Annotated in this window: 17 protein-coding genes; 6 read left to right on the plus strand and 11 right to left on the minus strand. The window is 71.3% G+C overall.

Translation table 11 applies throughout. The annotated features are described in order from the left end of the window. Positions 1 to 3: 3 nt before the first annotated feature. Positions 4 to 714 (plus strand): DUF4191 domain-containing protein, encoded by a 711-nt coding sequence (locus tag M8I34_RS23055; RefSeq protein WP_053208834.1) that lies wholly within the window; start codon positions 4 to 6, stop codon positions 712 to 714. 282 nt (positions 715 to 996) lie between these two features. Here the strand turns inward: M8I34_RS23055 and M8I34_RS23060 are convergent, their stop codons facing one another. Then, on the minus strand, positions 997 to 1,464 hold the full coding sequence (locus M8I34_RS23060; protein ID WP_244415227.1) for an RDD family protein: 468 nt from the start codon (positions 1,462 to 1,464) through the stop codon (positions 997 to 999). A 339-nt stretch (positions 1,465 to 1,803) separates the two neighbouring features. On the opposite strand from M8I34_RS23060, the gene glnA reads away from it, so the two are divergent. Continuing rightward, positions 1,804 to 3,213 carry a type I glutamate--ammonia ligase gene (gene glnA, locus M8I34_RS23065; RefSeq protein ID WP_244415224.1) on the plus strand — a complete coding sequence of 470 codons (1,410 nt, stop codon included), beginning with the start codon at positions 1,804 to 1,806 and terminating at the stop codon, positions 3,211 to 3,213. A 220-nt stretch (positions 3,214 to 3,433) separates the two neighbouring features. On the opposite strand, the gene M8I34_RS23070 is transcribed toward glnA, so the two are convergent. From M8I34_RS23070 to M8I34_RS23080, 3 genes are read right to left on the minus strand one after another with little or no spacing between them, the layout of a single operon-like run. Continuing rightward, positions 3,434 to 3,871 carry an NUDIX hydrolase gene (locus M8I34_RS23070; RefSeq protein WP_250051928.1) on the minus strand — a complete coding sequence of 146 codons (438 nt, stop codon included), beginning with the start codon at positions 3,869 to 3,871 and terminating at the stop codon, positions 3,434 to 3,436. Further along, positions 3,868 to 5,121, minus strand: coding sequence for a DegT/DnrJ/EryC1/StrS family aminotransferase (locus M8I34_RS23075; RefSeq protein WP_250051930.1), 1,254 nt, complete (start codon positions 5,119 to 5,121; stop codon positions 3,868 to 3,870). The genes M8I34_RS23070 and M8I34_RS23075 overlap by 4 nt, the downstream gene beginning before the upstream one ends. Next, on the minus strand, positions 5,118 to 6,107 hold the full coding sequence (locus M8I34_RS23080) for a Gfo/Idh/MocA family protein (RefSeq protein ID WP_250051932.1): 990 nt from the start codon (positions 6,105 to 6,107) through the stop codon (positions 5,118 to 5,120). The genes M8I34_RS23075 and M8I34_RS23080 overlap by 4 nt, the downstream gene beginning before the upstream one ends. A gap of 154 nt (positions 6,108 to 6,261) precedes the next feature. On the opposite strand from M8I34_RS23080, the gene M8I34_RS23085 reads away from it, so the two are divergent. Next, positions 6,262 to 7,587, plus strand: a complete 1,326-nt coding sequence (locus tag M8I34_RS23085) for a helix-turn-helix transcriptional regulator (protein ID WP_250051934.1) — start codon at positions 6,262 to 6,264, stop codon at positions 7,585 to 7,587. A gap of 129 nt (positions 7,588 to 7,716) precedes the next feature. Here the strand turns inward: M8I34_RS23085 and M8I34_RS23090 are convergent, their stop codons facing one another. After that, positions 7,717 to 8,364 (minus strand): sigma-70 family RNA polymerase sigma factor, encoded by a 648-nt coding sequence (locus M8I34_RS23090; protein WP_250051936.1) that lies wholly within the window; start codon positions 8,362 to 8,364, stop codon positions 7,717 to 7,719. Between the two features lie 252 nt (positions 8,365 to 8,616). After that, on the minus strand, positions 8,617 to 9,288 hold the full coding sequence (locus tag M8I34_RS23095; RefSeq protein WP_250051938.1) for a PE-PGRS family protein: 672 nt from the start codon (positions 9,286 to 9,288) through the stop codon (positions 8,617 to 8,619). Between the two features lie 195 nt (positions 9,289 to 9,483). Between M8I34_RS23095 and M8I34_RS23100 the strand changes: the two genes are divergently transcribed. Beyond that, a complete protein-coding gene (locus M8I34_RS23100; RefSeq protein ID WP_250051939.1) occupies positions 9,484 to 10,353 on the plus strand; it encodes an Fpg/Nei family DNA glycosylase in 870 nt (289 codons plus the stop codon). A 73-nt stretch (positions 10,354 to 10,426) separates the two neighbouring features. Here the strand turns inward: M8I34_RS23100 and M8I34_RS23105 are convergent, their stop codons facing one another. Continuing rightward, positions 10,427 to 12,235: a choline/carnitine O-acyltransferase gene (locus M8I34_RS23105; RefSeq protein ID WP_250051941.1), complete on the minus strand. Its 1,809-nt coding sequence runs from the start codon at positions 12,233 to 12,235 to the stop codon at positions 10,427 to 10,429. 163 nt (positions 12,236 to 12,398) lie between these two features. Beyond that, a complete protein-coding gene (locus M8I34_RS23110) occupies positions 12,399 to 13,268 on the minus strand; it encodes an arpA protein (RefSeq protein ID WP_250051943.1) in 870 nt (289 codons plus the stop codon). Between the two features lie 384 nt (positions 13,269 to 13,652). Between M8I34_RS23110 and M8I34_RS23115 the strand changes: the two genes are divergently transcribed. Together M8I34_RS23115 and M8I34_RS23120 are read left to right on the plus strand one after the other, a co-directional pair. Then, a complete protein-coding gene (locus M8I34_RS23115; protein ID WP_244415212.1) occupies positions 13,653 to 15,668 on the plus strand; it encodes an NADPH-dependent 2,4-dienoyl-CoA reductase in 2,016 nt (671 codons plus the stop codon). Positions 15,669 to 15,696: 28 nt separating this feature from the next. Then, positions 15,697 to 16,263, plus strand: a complete 567-nt coding sequence (locus M8I34_RS23120; protein WP_250051945.1) for a PadR family transcriptional regulator — start codon at positions 15,697 to 15,699, stop codon at positions 16,261 to 16,263. 45 nt (positions 16,264 to 16,308) lie between these two features. On the opposite strand, the gene M8I34_RS23125 is transcribed toward M8I34_RS23120, so the two are convergent. The 3 genes from M8I34_RS23125 to M8I34_RS23135 all read right to left on the minus strand — a co-directional run bounded on the left by M8I34_RS23125 (position 16,309) and on the right by M8I34_RS23135 (position 19,309). Continuing rightward, positions 16,309 to 16,581 (minus strand): hypothetical protein, encoded by a 273-nt coding sequence (locus M8I34_RS23125; RefSeq protein WP_244415208.1) that lies wholly within the window; start codon positions 16,579 to 16,581, stop codon positions 16,309 to 16,311. A gap of 161 nt (positions 16,582 to 16,742) precedes the next feature. Further along, positions 16,743 to 18,296: an AMP-binding protein gene (locus M8I34_RS23130; protein ID WP_250051947.1), complete on the minus strand. Its 1,554-nt coding sequence runs from the start codon at positions 18,294 to 18,296 to the stop codon at positions 16,743 to 16,745. A gap of 104 nt (positions 18,297 to 18,400) precedes the next feature. Then, positions 18,401 to 19,309: a Gfo/Idh/MocA family protein gene (locus M8I34_RS23135; protein ID WP_250051949.1), complete on the minus strand. Its 909-nt coding sequence runs from the start codon at positions 19,307 to 19,309 to the stop codon at positions 18,401 to 18,403. Between the last annotated feature and the right edge of the window lie 95 nt (positions 19,310 to 19,404).

Below are 19,404 nucleotides of genomic sequence, written 5' to 3' on the forward strand. Positions count from 1 at the left end.
CATATGGCGAGGAAGGCAAACTCAGACGGCGCTGCCGGCGCTGAGAACTCCGGGCGGCTGAAGCAGATCGCCCAGACCTACAAGATGACCCGTCGGGTCGACTCCAAGGTCGGTCTAGTCGTCGCTGGTGTAGGCATCGTCGTATTCGGCGTTCTCCTTGCCATCGGCTTCGTGATCGGCCACCCCATCTACGCGGGAATCCTGGGCTTCGTCCTGGCCTTCCTCGCGATGGCGATCGTCTTCGGACGGCGCGCCGAGCGAGCTGCCTTCGGGCAGATGGAAGGCCAGCCCGGTGCGGCGGCCGCCGTGCTGGACAACGTCGGCCGCGGCTGGACGGTCACCCCCGCGGTGGCCATGAACCGCAGCCAGGACGTGGTCCACCGTGCCGTCGGCAAGGCCGGCATCGTGCTGGTCGGCGAGGGCAACCCGAACCGTCTCCGCGGCCTGCTGGCCGCCGAGAAGAAGCGGATGGCGCGCACCGTCGCCGACGCCCCCGTCCACGACATCATCGTGGGCGACGGCGAGGGCCAGGTGCCGCTGAAGAAGCTCCGTACGACGCTGCTGAAGCTGCCGCGGGTGCTGCCCGGCGCGCAGGTGACGGCCGTCAACGACCGGCTCAAGGCGCTGGGCGACCTGATGAGCAACATGCCGGTCCCGAAGGGCCCCATGCCCAAGGGCATGCGGATGCCCAAGGGCGGCGGCAAGACCCGCTGACCGTGCGGGCCGGCCGCGCCCGCGCCGGCCGGCGGACCCGACACCTGACCGAATGACGACGACGCCCCGGGGCCGATGGCTCCGGGGCGTTTCGTGTGCGGTCCTGAGGGGGCGGGGCGCTTCGTGAGCGGGCCCGGGTGCGCTCGGGTGCGGGGCCGCGCTACGGCTCAGGTACGGAGGGCCGCAGGTGCGGGGCACGAGGCAGAAATCTCACGCGGGAGGCCGAGGGCTCGGGCACAAGACCACAAGCTCACGTACGAGGCTCACAGCGCGCGTACGGGCTCAGATGCGGACCTGTACGGCGCGCGAGAGGCGATCGTGCAGCCCCCGCCCGTCCCGGTCCCACACCACGGCCGGAATGACCACGACAAGCAGCACCGTGCGGAGCACGACCCGCGGCAGCGAAATCCGGCCACCGCCCTCGGCGACCACCCGCAGGCCCAGCAGCCGCTTGCCCGGCGTGAACCCGACCGTGCCCACCGTCAGCACGCTGAGCACGGCGAAAACCACCAGCGCCCAGTTGCTCGCCGACTGTGCCTTACCGCCGCTGAGCAGCCCGAAGGCGATGAGCATGCACAGCGCCCAGTCGAGGAAGAGCGCGGCGAAGCGCCGCCCGGGGCGTGCGATCGAGCCCGGCCCCGTCTCCGGCAGCCCGAGCTGCTGCCCGCGGTACCCGAACTCGACACCCATGTCCTCGGCTGCCGCGCGGGGCCCGGAGATCCACGATCCGATTGCTTGCCTGTTGTCCACCCGACCACGGTACTGCGACCGCATACATTCGCTGCGCCGAGGTCCGGTGCGGGACGGTGCCGCCCCCCATTCCCGGCCGTACCCGGGGGTGGTCGGAAAGGGGGCGGAACGACTCGGCGCGACGTCGGAGCGGGCGGTCGCCACCCGGGTCAAAATGGTCTTTCGTGGGTCACACTGGGAGATAAACGCGGCCGCGCGCCGGTTAACCTCGGCGAAACAAATGGGTCATGCTTGGGAAATCCCGCCTGCCTATGGTCGGGCAACGCGCCACCGCACATGGTCGCGTTCCGAGTAGCAATCCCGCGTCCGCCGACCGGTGACCGGGCTAGGAGGAGTTGGATGTTCCAGAACGCTGACGAGGCCAAGAAGTTCATCGCGGACGAGGACGTGAAGTTCGTCGACGTCAGGTTCTGTGACCTGCCCGGCGTGATGCAGCACTTCACGATCCCGGCGAAGGCGTTCGACCCGGCCGAGGAGCTCGCATTCGACGGCTCCTCGATCCGCGGCTTCCAGGCCATCCACGAGTCCGACATGGCGCTGCGCGCGGACCTGTCGACGGCTCGTGTGGACCCGTTCCGCCGCGACAAGACCGTCAACATCAACTTCTTCATCCACGACCCGATCACCGGCGAGCAGTACAGCCGTGACCCGCGCAACATCGCCAAGAAGGCCGAGGCCTACCTCGCCTCCACCGGCATCGCGGACACCGCGTTCTTCGGCCCCGAGGCCGAGTTCTACGTCTTCGACAGCGTGCGCTTCGAGACCGGTGCGAACCAGTCCTTCTACCACATCGACTCCGAGGCCGGCGCCTGGAACACCGGGTCGGAGGAGAACAACCGCGGCTACAAGGTCCGCTACAAGGGCGGCTACTTCCCGGCCCCGCCGGTCGACCACTTCGCCGACCTGCGTGCCGAGATCTCCCTGGAGCTGGACGCGGCCGGCCTCCAGGTCGAGCGCCAGCACCACGAGGTCGGCACGGCCGGCCAGGCGGAGATCAACTACAAGTTCAACACGCTGCTCGCCGCCGCCGACGACCTGATGCTCTTCAAGTACATCGTGAAGAACGTCGCCTGGCGCAACGGCAAGACCGCGACCTTCATGCCCAAGCCGATCTTCGGTGACAACGGCTCCGGCATGCACGTCCACCAGTCGCTGTGGCAGGGCGGCAGCCCCCTCTTCTACGACGAGCAGGGCTACGCGGGCCTCTCGGACACCGCCCGCTACTACATCGGCGGCATCCTCAAGCACGCCCCGTCGCTGCTGGCCTTCACCAACCCGACGGTGAACTCCTACCACCGCCTGGTCCCCGGCTTCGAGGCCCCGGTCAACCTGGTCTACTCGCAGCGCAACCGCTCCGCGGCCATGCGTATCCCGATCACGGGCTCGAACCCGAAGGCCAAGCGCGTCGAGTTCCGCGCCCCGGACCCGTCCTCGAACCCGTACCTCGCCTTCTCCGCCCTCCTCCTCGCGGGCCTGGACGGCGTCAAGAACAAGATCGAGCCGGCCGAGCCGATCGACAAGGACCTCTACGAGCTCGCCCCCGAGGAGCACGCGGGCGTCCCCCAGGTCCCGACCTCCCTCCCGGCCGTCCTCGACGCCCTCGAGGCCGACAACGAGTACCTCCAGCAGGGCGGCGTCTTCACCTCCGACCTGATCGAGACCTGGATCGACTACAAGCGCACCAACGAGATCGCCCCGATCCAGCTGCGCCCGCACCCGCACGAGTTCGAGCTTTACTTCGACATCTAAGACGCAGCGCCCAGCGACCTGGGCGCAAGTCTGAAAAACAGCTGTGACCTGCGGAAACTCTTCTCGTGAGTTCTCGTGGGTCACAGCTGTTTTTCGTTCCCTTGTGCACCACGTGTGCACCGCCTGGCCAGTTCTCCGACTTGATGTCAGAAACGACACGAGGGCCGCTACCTCACATCCGGGGTAGCGGCCCTCGCTGGCTTGGCCGGCCTCCTGTGGCTTACGCGCGAGCCAGAACCTCCCGTACGCCGTCGGTGACGCCCGGCAGGTCGCCGGCGAGGGCGACCCACTGGTGCAGGTCGTGTTCGGTCAGGATGACCGGCGCGGCGTCGGAGACGGTGACGGCGAAGTTGAACTGGCGGGTGGTGAGGCCGCGGCTGTTCTCGTAGTCGAAGTGCCCGAGGTAGCGGTCCACGGAGGCGACGGTCAGGCCGGTCTCCTCCAGCGTCTCGCGGCGGGCCGCGTCCAGGATGCTCTCTCCGGCGTCCACATGACCGGAGGGGATCTCCCACAGGCCGCCCATGAAGTCGTCCGGCTTGCGGCGGACCAGGAGGATGAGGTCGGCGTCGGTGACGACGGCCGCGGCCACGAAAGTGGTGATGCCTTCGGCTTCGGCCTCCTCTGCCAGTGTTCGGGCGAGGTCGGACGTCACGGTCACAGGAGCTCCTTGTGGTGTTCGCCGGCCTTCCTGGCCGCGCTGACGTACTGCTCGGCCAGTTTCAGATCCTGTTCACGGTGCCAGACGGGCAGCTTGATCGTGTGCGTGTGCGCCTTCTCAGCGACGGGGAAGTCACCCTCCCGGTATCGGCTGCGGGTGTTCGGGTAGCCGGGGAAGAGAGGTGACGGGTGCTGGTAGAGCGGGAGCTGGTTCAGGGGGCGGGTGGAGCCGGGCCGGTCGAACTCGGTCGCGCCCTCCGCGACGAGGGCCGCGTGGAAGCGGTCGAGGGGCAGGCCGCCGAGCTGGTCGGGCCGGTAGGTGGCCGTCAACGCGTACCAGGATGATTTCACCCCCTCGGGCATCGAGCTAACCTCCAGCCCGGGAATCTGCCCGAGCTCTCGGATCAGGTAGGCGGCGATCTCCTCGCGTCCGGCGAGGTAGGCATCCAGGCGCGAGAGCTGGTCGTGGGCGAGGGCGGCGGCCAGAGGGTGGATGCGGAGCTTGAGCCCGGCCCCGGTGACCGCGTACCCCGCGAGCGGATGGCCGTCCGGGATCTCGTTCCTGGCCCGCTTGTTGTAGTGCGCGAACGTGAGAACGCGGTAGGAGGTGTCATCGTCGTCGGTGAGGATGAAGCCGCCCTCACCCCCGGACAAGGGCTTGGGACCGTTGAGGGAGAAGGCACCGGCCAGGCCGAACGTGCCGACCTTCTGGCCGCCGTCACTGGCCCCGTGAGCGTGTGAGCCGTCCTCCAGCAGGTCCAGGTCGCGGTCCTTGGCCAGCGTGGTGAGGTCGGTCATCTCGGCGGGCTTGCCCCACAGGTGCGTGACCACGATCGCGCGGGTGCGAGGGGTGATCAACTCGGCCACCCGGCCGGGGTCGATGTTGCCGTCCGGGAGCGTCTCGCAGAGGACCGGGACCGCGCCGAGCTGGAACAGGGGTGAGGCGGTGGCGTGGAACGTCCAGGCGGGGACGATCACCTCGTTGCCGGGCCGGATGCGGGCGGCCCAGTAGACGGCGTGCAGGGCGGCGGTGCCGGAGCTGGTGGTGATCGCGTGCCGCACGTCGAAGTAGTCCTGGAGGGCGTCTTCCAGGTCCGCGACGATCCCGGACCGGCCAGGGATGGAAACAGCCGAATCCAGCTGGGAGACAACCTTCATGCGGGTGTTGTCGTCGATCGGGGGCCAGGTGAAGTGGGGGCCGGCGTCGGTAACGGCCGGGGTGCCGCCGATGAGGGCGAGCGGGCTGGTCACAGCATCTCCTTCGGGTCGATATAGCGGCCTGCGGTCTTGGACCGGTAGCAGGACGCGATGAACGCGGCGTGGGAGAGGTGCTGGTCGGGGCCGGAGACGTTGGGCCGTTCTCCGTCCAGGACCCGGCAGAAGTAGTCGATCTGTGCGGTGGCGACGCTGGGGGCGTGCGGTCGGGTCAGCTCCTCCACCACCGTTCCGACCAGGGCGAGCCGCTGCACCGCTCCCTTCGTCAGCACCACTGAGCCGGCCGTCCCCACGACCCGCATGAACTCAGTCTTCGGCGCCATCCACCGCGACAGGACCAGCGATCCGTACAAACCGGAGTCGTAGCCGAGTTGGACGACGGCGGTGTCCTCCGCGTCGTAGCCGCCTTCGGTCAGGGCCGTGGTGGAGAACTCCGCGATGACCCTGCTGGGCAGGCCGAAGTACCACAGGAGCAGGTCGATCAGGTGGTAACCCATGTCGAGGATGCAGCCGCCACCGGCCTGCTTGAGGTCCCCGCGCCAGCCGGCGCCGGGGTTGGGCGTGTGGAACGAGTAGTGCCCGCCGACGAGAAACGGGGTGCCGATCTGGTCCAGCATCCCGGCCACGCTGCGGTAGATCGGGTTGAACCGGCGCTGGAGCGTCACCATCAGTTCCACGCGGCCCTTGTGACAGATCCCGGCCAGCTCGCGGGCCTCCTCGATTGAGGTGGCGAACGGCTTCTCCTTGAGGACGTGGACGCCCCTGGCGGCGCACCCCTCGGTCACCGCGCGCCCGGCATGGTGCGGGACGGCGACGATCGCGAAGTCCGGGGCGGTCTCGTCCAGTAGGTCACCGGCCCGGGTGAACCGGGGCACTCCGAGGGTGTCCGCTCGCTGGTGCAAGATATCCGGGTTGTTGTCGCACACCGCGACGAGTTCGGCCCGGCTGGAGCCGAGCAGGCCGGGCAGGTGATCCTCGGCGGCTTGGTGGCCAAGGCCGATGATCGCAGCACGTCGTTTCATGCGCGTTCTCCTTCCACTTCACGGAGGAACGTGTCGGGATGACGAGTACAGCGCCAACTCCAGCTCAGGCCCTAGGTGTTAGCTGTGGTCCCGGGGTTGTCCCACCTGCACGCGCGGTAGCCTGACCGTCACCGTCGATGATGGGATTGCTCCCGTGGACGACCCGATCAGGTATCCCCTCGCCTACGCCCGCCTCTTACGCGGCTGGTCCCAGAACGACCTCGTCGCGCGCCTGCACCGCGCTGCCGCGATGCGACCCGAGGGTCTCCGCTCCGGCACCGACAAGGCAGCCGTCAGCAAGTGGGAGAACGGCCGCAAGACGCCGAACATCGAATCCCAGCTCCTGCTCGCGGACGCCTTCGACGTGTCGGTCTCCGACCTGGAGCGGTACCCCTGGCCCCACTGGCTCCCGGGCCGGGACGACCCGGCCCCGCTCGGGGCGGCGTACACCGTCCAAGCACTTCGAGATGCACAGAGAGCCGCGATGAACCGCGAACGTCGTACCTTCCTGACCTACAGCGCACTCGCCCTTGCCGGGCTGGCCTCCCAGTGGGCCGCGCTGGAACCCGACCGCCTGACAACTGCACTCAGCGGGCGCCGCGTCGATGACGAACTGGTGGACTGGCTGGAGGACACCAGCACCAAACTGACCGCCCTGCCGACCGAGCAACGCCAGCACACCATCAAGCTGATGGACGCCCACCTCACGACCGTGACCGACCTTCTCGAAGGAGCCCGGTACAGCGAGGCCACCGGCCGCCGCCTGCACCACCTGGCGGCCTGCCTCTCCAGCACCTGTGGCTGGTACCGCTTCGACCAGGGTCAGCACTACGCGGCCGGCAAGCTGTGGAACGCCGCTCTCACCAACGCGCACACTGCCCGCGACCGGGATCTCGGGGCCGGGGTCCTGTCCGACTTCGCCTACCAGTCGATCTGGCTCGGCCAGCCCGGGTCCGCCGTGGAGCCCTTGAGCCAGGCCCTGATCCACACAAAGCACCCCACCGCCCGCTCGCTGCTGCACCTGCGCAGAGCCCGAGCCCACGCCGCCCTGGGTGCCGCTGCCGACTGCCACCGCGACCTCGCCGCCGCCGAGACCGCCCTGCTGACCGACTCGGCCGACACCGCCCCCGGCTGGTGCCGGTGGATGAGCACAGCGGATCTGGCCGTGGACTCCGGCCAGTGTCTCCTCGACCTCGGCCGTACCGAGGAGGCCCGCGCCCGCATTGGCGAGGGCCTGACCCTGCTTCCACGGGCCCGGGACAAGACGCGCGGGGTCTTCCGCACCTACGAGGCCCGAAGCCTCGTCCAGGCCCGCGAGGTCGAACAAGCCCTCGTCGTCAGCACCGAGTCACTCGACCTCGCCACCCGCATCGGTGCCGACCGCTGCGTCACCCTGGTCCGCGAACTCGCCCCCGCCTTCAAGCCCTACCAGCAGGTGGACGGCGTACCCGAGTTCCTCGAACGACTCCGGACCGCCTGAGAGATTCCATCGCCCATGGCGCCGACGGCCAGTGTCGGCCCTGAGGCGGAGCTGAGACTTGTCCATCCGTAGGTCGAGGGCGGCCACCTCGCTCACCGGCCGCGTCGCCGGGTACCTGACGGTGACGGGTCATGCCACGGAACCAGACGCCACGGGACGGGGTACGAGCTCCTGGGTCGGGGTGTCGCGGCGCGACGGGTTTCCTTCGGCCCGGCGTGGCGGGTTCCCTTCTGCGGCGTCGAGCAGGGCGATCAGGGTCTCCCGGGCGCGGGCCACCCTGGAGCGGACCGTCCCCACCGGGCAGCCGACGACAGCGGCCGCCTCCGTGTACGGGAGGCCGGTCAGCTGAGTGAGGACGAAGGCCTCGCGTCGTGCCGGCGGGAGGGCGGAGAGGAGGTCGGTGAGGGCGACCTCTTCGTCGAAGCCCGGGCCGGTCCCGTACCGGGTCTGCTCGGCCGCGGTCTCCCAGTCGGTGAGCCCGGCGACGCGGGGCCTGGTCCGGTGGGCGCGGATGCGGTCGGCGACGGTGCGCCGGGCGATGGTCAGCAGCCAGGCGCGGGCCGAGGACCGGCCTTCGAAGCCGGGCAGGCTGCGCAGGGCCCGCAGATAGGTGTCCTGCACCAGGTCGTCCGCGGCCTGGGCGTCGCGGCTCAAATGCGTGACGTAGCGCAGCACATGACGCCGGGTGCCCCGCACGAACAGTTCCACCGCCTCTTCGTCTCCCGTGCGGGCCGCCAAGGCCCACTGGGTCACCAGCGCATCGTCGATCTCATGCATGTGTTTCCTCCCCTCGCCGCTCATCACGGAGCCCGGGGAAGAGGGGGCATGGCTCCTGCGCGTGGCGGAGCCGGGGGCCGGAACGAGATCGGCCGTGGGCACCTGGGATGCCAACGTCCGGACAGGCGTCATCATCTGGAGTCCTTCGCGTGATCCGGTCGCCGTTGTGTACGGGCGGACCGGAGGGCCGGATGCGGGCACGGCCGCCGCAACTCCCGCCGCACGACGTCCGCCACCCGAGGTCAGCTGCTGTCAGCAGACAGCCGGCTCCTCCGGCGGGCCACGCAGCGACACCACATGCGCCAGCAGCAGTTCACGCAGGGCCCGTCGTGGCCTCTGCCGCGGTACCCGGGCGTCCTCCGGAACCGCCGGCGGCGCGGGGCGCAGCGCGAAGAAGATCCACCGGAACAGGGACAGGAGCAGGGACAGGAAGGGGAGCAGGGGCACGGTCCGCGCCGTGCGGAAGGCGGCCTGCTCGCCGCCCCACATCCACCAGGCGCTCAGCGCCGCCACCAGCAGGTGCACCACGAGCATCGAGTGGCCACCGGTCTGCATTCCCTCGTGCAGCGACGGCGGCATGCCGGGCATCGCGTCAGGCACCGGTCCGTCGCCGAACGGGGCGGACGGGAACGGTGCCGCTCCCTCGCACGTCATGGCCTTCCACCACAGCCGGCCCAGGGACCACGGGCCGTCCGTCCGCTCCTGGGCCGTCTGGCTCAGGGCGAACGCCGTGTGGAGCACCGCCTGGGTGCCGGCGGTCAGCAGGCCCACGACCACCGGTCCGCGCTCGCGCCGGGCGAAGCACCACACACCGGCGGAGGACCCCACGACAGACGTGATCACGACGTACCAGGGCAGTGGCGAACCGGACGACAGTACGTGCCCGAGAGCCGTGAGCAGCACACAGACCGTGGCGAACACCACGGCCCGCAAGCCCCTGAGAACGCGTCCGGCTTCCATATCGAGCCCAGCTTGCACCCCGCCCGGCGATTCCGGCCCCGGAGCCGGAAAAGGTGCTCAATCCTGGAGCGATTTCCGCCGGGCGCGCGGCCCGGGCCGCACGGTACGGCCGACGCCCGCCGGCCCGCCGGTGGCCGAGGACTGAGGCAAACTGGCGGTATGCCTGAAATGCCGGAGGTCGAGTCCCTCACCAGGTTCGTGCACGAGCATGTCGTCGGCCGGACGGTCGAGCGCGTGTACCCGGTCGCCGTCCACGCGCTCAAGACGTACGACCCGCCCGTCACCGCGCTGGAGGGCCGGACGTTCGACGAGGTGACCCGGCACGGCAAGTTCCTCGATCTCCGGGCCGGGGAGCTGCATCTGGTCCTGCACCTGGCCAGGGCGGGGTGGGTGCGGTGGAGCGAGAAGCTGGCGGTGGCGCCGCCGCGGCCCGGGAAGGGGCCGCTGGCGCTCCGGGTGCGGCTCGGGGAGCCCGATGACGGTGCGGGGTTCGAGGTGACCGAGGCCGGGAGTCAGAAGCACCTCGCGGTGTATGTCGTGCGGGATGTGCTGGAGGTGCCGGGGATTGCGCGGCTCGGGCCGGATCCGCTCTCCGAGGGGTTCACCGCGGAGGCCTTCGCGGGGCTGCTGTCGGGGGAAAGCCGGCAGATCAAGGGGGTGCTGCGGGACCAGAGCGTGATCGCCGGGATCGGGAACGCCTACTCGGACGAGATTCTGCACGCGGCCCGGATGTCGCCGTTCAAGCTCGCCGCCAGGCTGTCGGAGGACGAGGTGACCCGGATCTACGAGGCGATCGGTACGACGCTGGGCGAGGCGGTCGAACGGGCCCGTGGGATCGACCTCCGGAATCTCAAGGCGGAGAAGAAGAGCGGGCTGCGGGTGCACGGGCGGAAGGGGGAGGCCTGTCCGGTGTGCGGGGACACGGTCCGGGAGGTGTCCTTCAGCGATTCGTCGATGCAGTACTGCCCCACCTGCCAGACCGGCGGCAAGATCCTCGCCGACCGGCGGATGTCCAGGCTGCTGAAGTAGCCGGCGCGGAAGGGCCGCCACCCGGTGCGGGTGGCGGCCCTTCGGCTCGGTGCCGGGTGGGAAAGCGCGGCGGTCAGGCCGCGGGCTGCCCCGGTGCCAGCAGCTCCCGCAGTTCGGCCACCGCCTCCCGGAGCCGGTGGCCGAAGGTCCCCATCTGGTCGGCGACCGTCAGCGGGGTGCTCAGGTAGAGGTGGAAGCGGTCGGGCAGCAGGACGTAGGCGACGCCGATACAGCGGCTGCTGGTGGAGCCGAAGCCGAAGTACTGGATGTTCGCGGACGGCGCCGAGCTGGTGCTCAGGTAGTCGTCGCGCATCGTCAGCCAGCCCGGTGTCCGGTAGAGGGCGGGCTGCTCGGTCACGCCGAGTTCCGCCCCGCGGCGCCGCTGGATCAGCTCCAGCTCCCACAGGTGCTGCTCGGGCGCGTCACCGGCCTGGCACTCCTTGGCGCGGGCGACGTGCTTCGCGGCGGCGGCCCGGAAGGCGGCCCGGCGGGTGTCCGCGTCGGCCGCCGGGTCCTCCATCGCGCCGACGAACTCCTGGATCTCCGGGGTGACCACCCGCATGGCCTCGGTCCGGCCGTGCCGCCACTGGCGGGTGGCGATCGACTCGTACGTCGCGCCCAGGTGGCCCTTGGCGCGCTGGTGGGCCAGCTGGTAGGCGAGCTGGACGAAGGCGTCCGGCGAGGAGCCCAGCGCCTTGGCGGTGGTGCTGCCGAAGTCGTCGAAGGAGACGGTCCGGGTCGCGGTGCTCTCCCCGTACGCCGCGAACGCCTCGGCGGCGGAGCGCACCTCGGACCGGAGGGCGTCGTCCAGCTCGAAGACGACCGGCTCCACGGACGGGAGCCCCTGGGAGCGGGCTCCCGAACGGCGGGAGTGTTCCTCGGCGGGGGTGCTGAGCAGGGCGTCGGTGAAGCTGAGGATGGTGGTGCCGTCCAGCTCGCAGTGCTCGACGTTGATGCCCGCCCGGCCGTCCGCGAAGACGATCAGGGAGACGGCCTTGTCGAACCAGCGGTTGCCGCGGTCGCCGTGGAGCAGCTCGTCGCAGGCCTGCTGGATGTCCGCGGGGGCGAAGTCCTCCAGGCAGACGCAGAACAGGGCGGTCTCGATGTCCTCCAGGGCGTCCGCGTTGCGGGGGTGGCAGGCGAGCAGGGACTCGCGGGCCGCGGCCCACTCGGCGCGGGCCATGGTCGTGAGGTGGCCCACCGAGGTGTCGGCGGGGGCCGGTTCGGCGCCGGCCTTCTGTACGGCGCGCAGCCCCGCTTCGAGGTCGTCCAGGCTGTGCGGGACACCGTCCGCGCCGAGCACGTCCATCCGGAACATGCCGCCGCGGACGAACACCACGATGTGCCGTGCGCGGGACGGGCCCGGCCAGGCGTCGGTGTAGGGGCTGCGGACGGTGTCCTGTTGCGCCCCGGGGATCCGGGTGGCGGAGAAGAGGAACTTGTTCTGGATCATCGACTGGGGCGCGCCGCGCTGCACGACCGGCGGGATGAGCTCCTGGTCGAGCTGCCGCTTGTAGTCGACGGCCCCGGCGATGAGGCCGGCCGCCCGCTCGACCTGCGACTGCTGCGGCGAGGCGTCCTGGAAGAGGAAGAAGAAGTTGGCGTTGAGCGCGATCCGGTCCCGGCGGCCCAGGTAGCGGTACGGCCAGAAGGTGTCGAGCCAGCTGTGCACGCCCGGGGCGGCGTCGTACTGCTCCAGCGCCGCGTGCAGCGTCCGGCCGGGGGCGCCGGGCCGGAGGAAGGCGGCCACCTCCGCCTCGGTCGCCGCCAGCTCGTCGGCGGTCAGCAGCGGCGCGCACCAGGCGAGGAACCGCTCACAGCTGGCCTCCAGCGTGGGCAGCGGCACCCGCGGCAGGCTGTCCTCTTGGGCGAAGGTCGTCATGGCTGCTGGCCTTTCCTGACGGGTATTCAATTCTGCTCTCTCGATTCGCGTCGTGGGGACCTGTGATGTCACTCGTCCATACTCGCGCCGTCACCCACCGTGCCCGCTCCTCCTGGAGCGTGGAGCGGGCAACGGTCAAGGCGACGGCGCGGCCTCGCCTTCGCTAGTCCAGCAGCCGGTCGCCCCGGACGGCCCGGCCCTCGGCCGCCAGATGCTCGGGCAGTACCCGGCCGAAGAGCTGCCGGGTCCGGGCCACGCTCCCGATGACGCCGGGGCGCTCGCTGTAGGCGAAGATCGCGGAGTGGCGCGCGAGCTCGCCGCGCACCGGGCTCACCCGGTGCAGCGAGTAGCGACCCTTGAACAGCTGTAGATCACCGGGTTGCAGGGGGAGGCGGCGGGTCAGCCGCTCGCCCCGGCCGTCCAGGACGTCGCGGACGTCGTCGAAGTGCTCGTCCTCGGCGGACCGGATGTTGGGGCAGTACTCGAAGACACCGCCGTCCTGCGCCTGGCGGGTGAGCAGGCTCACCGTGAACTCGTTGGTGTCGAAGTGCCAGGGGTGCTCCAGGCCCGGCGCGACGACATTGAGGACCAGCCCGGACAGCGGGTCCGCCAGCTCGTGCAGCTGCGGCAACCCGAAGCAGCGGGCGATGAAGTCCTGGAACGCCGTGTGGGCGTAGAGCCGGCTGATGAGGGAGTCCGTGGGGATGCGGTCACGGGCGACGAACGCATTGCCCCGCTGGAAGGTCCGGCGGCCGGGGTGGTCCTCGGGCAGTGCCCGGTCCACCGCGATGTTGTAGACGTTGACGGTCTCGACGTCGAAGTGCGCCTGGGGGGCGAGGGCCGCGCCCTCCTGCTCCAGCACCTCGCGGAGCGACGGCCGGATGAAATCCGGCAGCACGGTGCAGCCGAGAGCCGAGAGTTCGCGCCGGGCACGGGACATCACGGCCCGCCCCTCGGCACTGTCGAGTTGCGCCAGGGGGTACCGGGCGGTGTCGACCACCTGGTCGAGCGTGATGGCTTGCAAAGTGGACATTCGATCCTCTCCACGTGCGGGCAGACCGTCCCGAGCCGGATGCCCGCCGCCGGCCCGCGGCGCCGCCCCGGCCGCCCCCACCAGGCGGTCCGTGCGGTCCGCGCGCCGTCCGGCCCGCACCGTCGGCTCGTCGGCAACTCCATTGAGGAGTAGCACAGTTGAAGTTCCCACAGCGCCCCCGTGTTGTCTGTGATACGTCACACTGCGCCGACGCGGCGGCTGCGCGCCGTGAGGGGGCAAGGGGAAGGCGCCCGGGGCGAGAAGGCGAAGGGGGGCCCGGGGCGGGGCGGCGTCGCCTGCGTCACTGTTTTATGCAACTTGTTGCATAAGGCTCCCCGGCTGGTCTACAACTGCTGTCACGACCACCGCGCCAGGAGGCCCCCCATGAGTCCGTACCCGCACCTGATGAGCCCGCTCGACCTCGGGTTCACGACCCTCCCCAACCGGGTGCTCATGGGGTCGATGCACATCGGCCTGGAAGAGGCCGAGAACGGCTTCGCGCGGATGGCCGCCTTCTACGCCGCCCGTGCGCGGGGCGGCGTCGGCCTGATGGTGACCGGCGGTATCGCGCCGAACGAGGCGGGACGGCCGTACGACGGCGGCGCCAAGCTCACCACCGAGGAGGAGGCGGCGCAGCACCGGACCGTGACCGACGCGGTGCATGCGGCGGGCGGCCGGATCGCGATGCAGATCCTGCACTTCGGGCGGTACGCGTACCACGCCGATCTGGTCGCGCCCAGCGCCATCCAGGCCCCCATCAGCCCCTTTCCTCCGCATGCGCTCACCGACGACGAGGTCGAGCAGACCATCGAGGACTATGTGCGGGCGGCGGAGCTGGCCAAGTCCGCCGGGTACGACGGTGTCGAGATCATGGGCTCCGAGGGCTACTTGATCAACGAGTTCATCGTCGGCGCGACCAACCAGCGCACCGACCGGTGGGGCGGCTCGTACGAGAACCGGGTGCGCTTCCCGCTGGAGATCGTCCGCCGCACCCGGGAGCGCGTCGGCACCGACTTCATCCTGATCTACCGGCTCTCGATGCTGGACCTCGTTCCGGGCGGTTCCACCCTGGAGGAGGTGGTCGCGCTCGCCAAGGAGATCGAGGCGGCCGGCGCCACCATCATCAACACCGGTATCGGGTGGCACGAGGCCCGTATCCCCACCATCGTGACCTCGGTGCCGCGCGGCGCCTACACCTGGGTGACGAAGCGGCTGATGGGCTCGGTCAGCATCCCCCTGGTGACCAGCAACCGCATCAACACCCCCGAGGTGGCCGAGGAGTTGCTCGCCGACGGGCGCGCCGACATGGTGTCGCTGGCCCGGCCCTTCCTCGCCGACCCGGACTTCGTCAGCAAGGCGGAGGACGGCCGGGCCGATGAGATCAACACCTGCATCGGCTGCAACCAGGCCTGCCTCGACCACACCTTCAGCGGGAAGATCACGTCCTGTCTGGTCAATCCGCGGGCGTGCCACGAGACCGAGCTGGTCCTCTCCCCGACCCGCCGCCGCAAGCGCCTCGCGGTGGTCGGCGCCGGGCCCGCCGGGCTCGCCTGCGCCGTGTCCGCCGCCGAGCGCGGCCATGAGGTCACGCTGTTCGACGCCGCGGACGAGGTCGGCGGGCAGCTGAACATCGCCAAGCGGGTGCCGGGCAAGGAGGAGTTCGAGGAGACCCTGCGCTACTTCCGTACGCAGCTCGCGCGGCAGGGCGTGGAGGTCCGGCTGAACACGCCCGTGACGGCCGGGGACCTCGGTGCGTACGACGAGATCGTGGTCGCCACCGGGGTCACCCCGCGCATCCCGGAGATCGAGGGCATCGACCACCCGAGCGTCGTCAGCTACCTCGATGTGCTGCGCGACGGCGCGCCGGTCGGCGACCGGGTGGCGATCCTGGGGGCCGGGGGCATCGGCTTCGACGTCGCGGAGTTCCTGACCGACGCCGGCGACGCGGCGAGCCAGGACCCGGAGACCTACTTCCGCTCCTGGGGCGTCGACACGGCGTACGGCGAGCGCGGCGGGCTGCGGGCGCCCGAGCGCCCCAAGGCCCCGCGCCAGGTGCATCTGCTCCAGCGCAAGACGTCGAAGGTCGGCGCCGGGCTGGGCAAGACGACCGGCTGGATCCACCGTGCGGAGCTCCGGCACCGGGGCGTGACGACGGTCGCCGGGGCGACGTACGACCGGATCGACGACGAGGGCCTGCATGTCACCGTCGACGGCGCGGCCGGCACCCTCCCCGTGGACACGGTCGTGCTGTGCACCGGGCAGGAGCCGCGCCGGGATCTGTACGAGGAGCTGCGGGCCGAGGGGCGCGCCGTGCACCTCATCGGCGGTGCGGATGTCGCCGCGGAGCTGGACGCCAAGCGCGCCATCAAGCAGGGGACGGAGCTGGCGGCGACCCTGTGACCTGCTGCCGCCTGCCTAGGATTGCCGCATGTCACTCCCGCACGCCATCCTCACCGCCCTGCTGGAGAAGCCGTCGTCGGGGCTGTCGCTGACCCGCAGGTTCGACCGGTCGATCGGCTACTTCTGGTCGGCCACCCATCAGCAGATCTATCGCGAGCTGGGAAAGCTGGAGCAGGCCGGGTTCATCCGGGCACTGCCCAGCGACCAGCCCTCCCGCGGGCAGAAGAAGGAGTTCGAGGTGCTGCCCGCGGGACGGACCGAGCTGACCCGCTGGGCATCCGGCGAGCAGGACTCCAAGCCCATCCGGGACGCGCTGCTGCTGCGGATGCGGGCCTCGGCCGTGGTGGGGCGGGCCGGGCTCGACGAGGAGCTGCGGCGGCATCTGGCGCAGCACCGGGGGCAGTTGGCGGAGTACCAGGAGATCGAGGGCCGCGACTTCGGGGCCGCGGCCGATCCTCAGGACCGGTTGCGGCGCCTCGTGCTGCGGGCCGGGATCGGGCTGGAGACGTTCTGGGTCCAGTGGCTGGAGGAGGCGCTGGCGGAGGTGACGGACATGGATGCCGCCGAGGGGGCCGGGGGCGGCTCGGGCGGGTGAGCCCCGCTCCGGCAGGGTGCGGGCACGGCATGGGGCGGCCGGTCGTCAGCAGTTGTCGTAGATGAGGGCGCGCACCAGACGGCAGGTCGTGTCGGACGGGGCGTGGACCCCGATGTCGGCCGCGGTGCTGCGGATCTTGCGGTTGTGGGCCTGCTCGGGGCGGTAGACGCCGGTGTCGAGCAGGGCTATGGCCAGCCGCATGGCCTTCAGGCGGCGGTTGTGCGATTCGTACCGTTCGCGCGGCCATCCGGCGGGCAGCGGCCTCTTGGGCAGCGGGTGGGCCGGGAGCGGCTTCGTCATGAGCGTGGCAGCGGCCATCGGCGACCTCCTGGAGCGTGGATGAACCCTCACTGACTGGTTCCCATTCTACTGGCCACCACTGACAAAAGCCCCTGGCCAGGAGGGATTTGGGGCGTCGAGGAGGGGTCGGCGCGCGCCCGTCGGGACGCCCTCCGGGGCGGCCTCCCGGGCGGGCCCCGTCAGGCCGGCACGGTCGTCGCACGGAGCAGGTTTTTGTCCGGTTTGCCGACAGGGGTGAGGGGGATGGCGTCGAGGACGTGGACGGCGGCCGGGGCGTAGAGGGCACCCTTGTGCTCGGTGACGAAGGCGCGGAGGCCGGCGGTGTCCACCCGGCGGCCCGGGGCGGCGACGACCGCGGCATGCACCTCCTCGGTGTCGTCCGCCCCGAGCACCCCGTAGACGGCGCACTGGGCGACCGCCGGATGGGTGTGCAGCAGGTCCTCGACCTCCGCGGGGTGGACATGGCCGCCCACGACGATGATCAGGTCCTTGACCCGGTCGACGAGGTAGAGCCGGCCCTCGTCGTCGAGCACGCCGACATCGCCGGTGCGCAGCCAGCCGTCGTCGTGCCGCACCTGCGCGGTCAGCTCGGGCTGCTTCCAGTAGCCGGTCATCACGCCCGCGGAGCGTACGTGGACCTCGCCCTGCTCCCCCGTCGGCAGCTCCCGCCCGTCCGCGTCCCGGACGGCGAGCGTCACGCCGGGCAGCGGGCGGCCCACGGTGATCCGTCCGCCGGGACCGGTCGGGACGTGGTCCTCCGGACGGGCCTCGGTGATCGACATCGCCTCGGCCTGCCCGTACAGCCCGAACAGGACCGGGCCGAAGACCTCGGCGGCCTGCGCCAGCCGCGAGGGTGAGGCCGCGCAGCCGCCGTAGGAGATGCGGGTGAGGGAGCCGAGGTCGGTGGTGGGGAGGGTGGGGTCGTCGAGGAGCCGGTAGAGGAGCGGGGGCAGCAGCCACAGGTGGGTGATGCGGTGGCGGGCGACGGCGGCGAGTACGGCGGTGGGGTCGAAGGCGCGGTGCAGGACGACGGTGCCGCCGGCCACGAGCGTGGCATCGGCCAAGATGCCCGCGAGGTGGGCGAGCGGCGTGCAGGCCAGGAAGCGGGGCGGCTCGCCGGCGGCTTCCATGCGGTGGTGGATCAGCATCCCGGCATACGGGGCGTGCGCCATCCGGACCCCCTTGGGGATGCCGGTCGTGCCGCCGGTGTGCCGGATGCACCAGTCGTCCTCGGGCCGGGCGGCGCTCGGCACCTCGGGGGTGGCGGGGAGCGCGGCGCAGGCGGCGAGCAGGTCGGCGCCCAGATCGCCGGCTCCCTCCCCCAGGGTCATGACCTCGGGGAACGGGCCCCGGGTGTGGTGGAGCAGCGCCCGTGCGGTGGCGTGGAGTGCCGGGTCGACCAGGAGCAGGGCGGCCTCCGCGCTCGTGGCGATCCGGGCCAGGGTCTCGGCGGCCATGCCGTCGTAGAGGAAGACCACCCGGGCGCCGAGGAGGCCCGCGGCGTAACGGGCGGCGAGGACCTCGGGGCGGTTGCCGCTGAGGAGACAGACGGTCCGGCCGCGGCCGATGCCGCGGCCGGCGAGCACCGCCGCCATGCGGTGGACGGTGGCGTGTAAGGCGCCCGCGGTGACCTCCTCGCCGCCGTCCACGGTCACCGCGGTACGGGACGGGTCACGGGCGAGGGCGGCGAGGAGGGCGTCGGCATAGCTGGTGAAGCCGGTGGCAGGCGTCATGGCGGCGGGTTCCTTCGGGCGGTGGCGGGTGCGTGACGAAGGGGTCACACCCATGACGCTACGGACGTTCGCTCATGCCCTCCACGACCAATTTCGCCATGTAGTCATGACCCGTGAGACATGAGAGCGGGGAGCGATTCCTCCGCCGCCGCCAGGATCTCGGTGACCCGGAGGCCGAAGTGGATGTCGCAGGCGTTGGGCAGTCCGGTATCGGCGGCGGTGAGCAGGGCGTCGACGGCGTGGTGGTAGGCCACGTCGGGGCCGTCCTGGCGGCGGGGCAGGGAGGTGACGCCCGCGGTGCCGCGGAGGGTGACCTCGACGCCCGCCGCCGCGGCGGGCGCGGTCAGGCCGACCGTCGCCGAACTGGCCGCGCCACTGCCGTGGCGCATCGTCAGCAGCACCGCATCGTCCGGACCCCGGGTCGCGGTGACCGCTTCCGCATCGCCGAGGACCGGCAGCAGCACCGACAGCACATGCGGGCCGACGTCCCACAGGCCGCCCTTCTCGCGGCGCCAGGGCGAGTCGGCGTACGGGCTGGAGCTGTCGTCGGCGAAGACCGAGCCGAGCCAGTCGGCATGCGCGGTGAACCAGCCGCCGACCGCGGCCTGGGCAGCGATCCACTCCCCCTCCTGCTCCCCGAAGCGCGCCGTGAAGAAGACCACCGAGGCGATGCCCGCCCGGTCGGCGGCCACGGCGACGGCGCGCGCCTCGGACACGGAGGTGGCCACCGGCTTGTCCAGGAGGAGATGGCAGCCGGCCTCGGCGGCGCGGACCGCCAACGGGACCTGGACGGACGGCGGCAGGGCGATCGCGACGGCGTCGCAGGCCGCGAACAGCTCGTCGGGGGTCTCGTACGGGCGGGTGCGGTGGGCCTGGGCCAGCGCGGCGGCCGCCTCCGGCCTGCGCCCCCAGATGCCGGCGAACCGGACGCCGGGATGCGCGGCGAGGGCGGGGGCGTGGACGCTCCGCGCCCAGGGTCCGGTGCCGAGAAGTCCGATGCGCGGGGTCGTCATGGGGCCAGTGTCCCGCGGGGTGCGGGCCGGGGCGCCGATTTCGCCGCGGCCGCGCCATGGGCCGAGGGCCGGTGGCCCGGGGGCCGAGGGGCCGG

Source organism: Streptomyces sp. MCA2, assembly GCF_023544705.1.
Lineage (GTDB): Bacteria > Actinomycetota > Actinomycetes > Streptomycetales > Streptomycetaceae > Streptomyces > Streptomyces decoyicus.

Excerpts from the sequence above, each read along its gene's own strand:
- M8I34_RS23115 (WP_244415212.1), top strand. The coding sequence starts at position 13,653 with ATGAGTCCGTACCCGCACCTGATGAGCCCGCTCGACCTCGGGTTCACG.
- M8I34_RS23080 (WP_250051932.1), bottom strand. The coding sequence starts at position 6,107 with ATGAAACGACGTGCTGCGATCATCGGCCTTGGCCACCAAGCCGCCGAG.
- M8I34_RS23125 (WP_244415208.1), bottom strand. The coding sequence starts at position 16,581 with ATGGCCGCTGCCACGCTCATGACGAAGCCGCTCCCGGCCCACCCGCTG.
- M8I34_RS23055 (WP_053208834.1), top strand. The coding sequence starts at position 4 with ATGGCGAGGAAGGCAAACTCAGACGGCGCTGCCGGCGCTGAGAACTCC.
- glnA (WP_244415224.1), top strand. The coding sequence starts at position 1,804 with ATGTTCCAGAACGCTGACGAGGCCAAGAAGTTCATCGCGGACGAGGAC.
- M8I34_RS23120 (WP_250051945.1), top strand. The coding sequence starts at position 15,697 with ATGTCACTCCCGCACGCCATCCTCACCGCCCTGCTGGAGAAGCCGTCG.
- M8I34_RS23135 (WP_250051949.1), bottom strand. The coding sequence starts at position 19,309 with ATGACGACCCCGCGCATCGGACTTCTCGGCACCGGACCCTGGGCGCGG.
- M8I34_RS23105 (WP_250051941.1), bottom strand. The coding sequence starts at position 12,235 with ATGACGACCTTCGCCCAAGAGGACAGCCTGCCGCGGGTGCCGCTGCCC.
- M8I34_RS23090 (WP_250051936.1), bottom strand. The coding sequence starts at position 8,364 with ATGCATGAGATCGACGATGCGCTGGTGACCCAGTGGGCCTTGGCGGCC.
- M8I34_RS23100 (WP_250051939.1), top strand. The coding sequence starts at position 9,484 with ATGCCTGAAATGCCGGAGGTCGAGTCCCTCACCAGGTTCGTGCACGAG.
- M8I34_RS23130 (WP_250051947.1), bottom strand. The coding sequence starts at position 18,296 with ATGACGCCTGCCACCGGCTTCACCAGCTATGCCGACGCCCTCCTCGCC.
- M8I34_RS23110 (WP_250051943.1), bottom strand. The coding sequence starts at position 13,268 with ATGTCCACTTTGCAAGCCATCACGCTCGACCAGGTGGTCGACACCGCC.